Genomic DNA, 3028 nt, shown 5'->3' on the forward strand with positions numbered 1-3028 from the left:
GTTCTGGCTGCTGTGCCTGGCCGGCTGCGCCTGCCGGGGCACGGTGCTGTGGGGGTTTTACTGAGGTACTGACACCGTCCCACCGTGACCCGGGACCCGGGCCGGCGGGATGTGGCGGCCAGGTATGCTGCCGGCCAGGCATAAAAAAGGGGGGTGTCAGAAACGACGGGGCATACACAGTCCGGTCAGCCGCTAACAGCTACTGACTGTCCCCACCAGAAAACAACAGCCGTGTTTCCTTTTCAGCGACAGGGCTGCGCTTACCGTCGCTGAAATAGCGATCGACATGGCACAGCTTTTCTTTCACGTCACAGAATACTCCGTTACTGAAGGTGAAAGCACTTTTATCAAACGCCCCTTGTGACGCGAGGGCCTTGGCACGCTTTTCACCCAGGTATGTCAACGTCAGACTATCGGAAATCCCGTTTCGGTTTGCACAGAAATATTGGTCACATAGCACACCCTGGGTCGGATTTTTCAGGGCCGGCGCCGGTTTCGCAAACGTCGACGGGCTCAGTACCACCAATAGCACAATGATCAGATATCTTTTCATCTTTCTGGATTTTCCCATTTTTTCATTCGGTTACCTTACTCTCAATGGACTGGGTGTTATCTGTCAGTGACGCCCAGGGACAAACATACTGTACGACAAGCCGGCCCCTTCCGCGGGCGACGGCGTTCAGCTTCAATATCATTTTGCCGCCGCACCCCGTCATCCCTTTTAAGCAATCCCGAAACGTCTATGTCCCATACTGAACAGCGCTAATGCATCATTTTGCTGTTCCGCTGTCAACGCACATTGAGTAAACGGCACTGGTACACTGCTGATGTTCCCGTCATTCACAAAATCAACGGTCAACGCGGCACCTGCCTGTCGTCAACGCAAATCTTTAACGCCGTTTCGGGTATACCCCAATCTGCGTACTGCCGCACCCAGCGCTGCCGGGTGACGATGTGGTTGTACGACAATAAATAGCCCCATGAGGTTAATATCCAGGGAATGCCGGTGTCTGGAGCCCTATATCCAGACACCGGCATGAGTGATCCAAGGTTCGGTCACCCTCTCTGGCCTGGCAGGCAATCAATCAATCAATCAATCAATCAATAACGTTCTGACTGACAGCGTATCGCCCGATATAACCTCTGCCAGTTAAGGGGGCCCCTGCTGATTGGGCTCGTTATTCATGTGTTAAGTCGATACATCACCGTCCTGTGCTCCCGGCCCTGCGGGCAGCTTTTGCAACGGCCGCTCAGACAGGTGCCGTCCTCCTGTTCGATGCGTTCCACTTTCCCCATCGCCGTCAAACGGTCCAGCATCGCCTGCACCAGCGGCAGCGGCGTCGCCAGCGATTGGCTGAGCTGTTGCGCCTGGGCGCTGCCGCGTAGCGCCAGTGCGTCGATCATCTGCAACAGGCTAGCCATCAGTGGCAGTTCCCATTGGCACCCTGACAGCAGGACGCCGGCGGGGCATCGCCCAGACGCATCGTCACGCGGCTGCGCGCCCGGCGCAGGCCGAACAGCACCAGCAGATTCACCAGCACCACCACCAGGATCGCCGTCAGGCTGTACTGCGGGTGTTGGCTGAAGGTGGCCACCTGATAGAACAGCGTCGCCAACGAGTAGGCGACGTTCAGCCCCCACAGGATGGAGAAGGTCATCCAGCCGCGGCTCGATTCACGGGCGATGGCGCCCATCACCGAGACGCAAGGCACGTACAGCAACACGAAGATCAGGTAGCTGTAGGCGGAAATCCCGGTGCCGAATTTGCTGCTCATCACGCCCATCGCGCCGACGCCCATCTCGCCGTCGCCCTTGCTGGCTTCGATCGGGTTGGAGAGCACGCTCAGGCTGAAGGTGTTTTTCAGCCCGTCCCAGGTTTTCTGCAGCGCGTCGCCCAGCTCATCGAGCAGGTTGAAGTTGGCGGCGTCGAACGCCTCTTTGTTGATGTGCTCGGCGGTGTACAGCGTGTTCAGCGTGCCGACCACCACTTCTTTCGCCATCGCGCCGGTCACCAGCCCGACGGTGGCCTGCCAGTTATCGCTGTGGACGCCCATCGGCTGCAGCAGCGGCGTCAGCACCCTGGAGACCGAGGCCAGCGCGGAGTCGTTGATGTTGTCGACCGGTTTACCGCTGAACGAGAAGCTGTTCAGGCCGCCGATGAACATGCTGGCGACCACGATCACCTTGCCGGCGCGCAGCACGAAGCCTTTCAAGCGCTGCCAGGTTTGCAGCAGCAGGCTTTTCAGGTGCGGCACATGGTAGACCGGCAGCTCCATCACGAACGGCGAGGCTTCGCCGCGCATGAGGGTGTATTTGAGCACCAGACCGGTGAGGATCGCCACCGCAATGCCGAGCATATACAGCGAGAATACCACCCCGGCGCCGTCCTGGCCGAAGAAGGCGGCGGCGAACACCGCAAAGATCGCCAGACGGGCGCCGCACGACATGAACGGCGCCATCATGATGGTGATCAGGCGCTCGCGCTGGGCATCCAGCGTCCGGGCGCCCATGATGGACGGCACATTGCAGCCGAAGCCGACGATCAGGGGCACGAAGGATTTGCCCGGCAGCCCGAGCGCCTGCATCAGGCGGTCCATCACGAACGCCGCGCGCGCCATGTAGCCAGAGTCTTCCAGGAACGACAGGAACAGGTACATCATGCCGATCTGCGGCACCAGCGGCAGCACGGTGTTGATGCCGCCGCCGACGCCCTGCGCCAGGAAGACGGCCAGCCAGTCGGGGAAGTGCAGGGTGTAGCCGAGCCACTGAATGCCCTGAATAAAGATCGCCGCCGAGCCGATATCGAAGATCGGCTGCAGCGCGCCGCCGATGTTGATCGCCAGCAGGAACATCAGGTACATCACCAGCAGGAAGATCGGCACGCCCAGCCAGCGGTTGAGGATCACTTTATCCAGCATATCGGTCAGGCGGTTGGGCATTGCCTGCTGCGCGTTGCTGACCGCGTCGCACAGGGCGGCGATAGACTGGTAGCGTGCGTCGGCGATCACCAGCGCCGGGTCTTCTTGCT

The 3028-nt window shown here is 59.9% G+C and carries 3 protein-coding genes; all 3 read right to left on the reverse strand.

Annotated features, from left to right (window positions below; translation table 11 throughout):
• Positions 1-199 precede the first annotated feature (199 nt).
• The gene (locus ADK28_RS29125; protein WP_239686301.1) at positions 200-571 is read right to left on the reverse strand and encodes a YcgJ family protein; all 372 of its coding nucleotides are present in this window, start codon (positions 569-571) and stop codon (positions 200-202) included.
• Between the two features lie 611 nt (positions 572-1182).
• Entirely contained in the window at positions 1183-1422 is a 240-nt protein-coding gene (locus ADK28_RS29130; protein ID WP_048797462.1) for a FeoC-like transcriptional regulator, read from the reverse strand.
• Positions 1422-3028, reverse strand: a 1607-nt coding sequence (gene feoB / locus ADK28_RS29135; RefSeq protein WP_048797463.1) for a Fe(2+) transporter permease subunit FeoB, incomplete at its 5' end; no start/stop codon positions are given. The genes ADK28_RS29130 and feoB, both read right to left, overlap by 1 nt.

Source organism: Serratia sp. 506_PEND, from assembly GCF_001076875.1.
GTDB classification, from domain to species: domain Bacteria; phylum Pseudomonadota; class Gammaproteobacteria; order Enterobacterales; family Enterobacteriaceae; genus Serratia; species Serratia marcescens.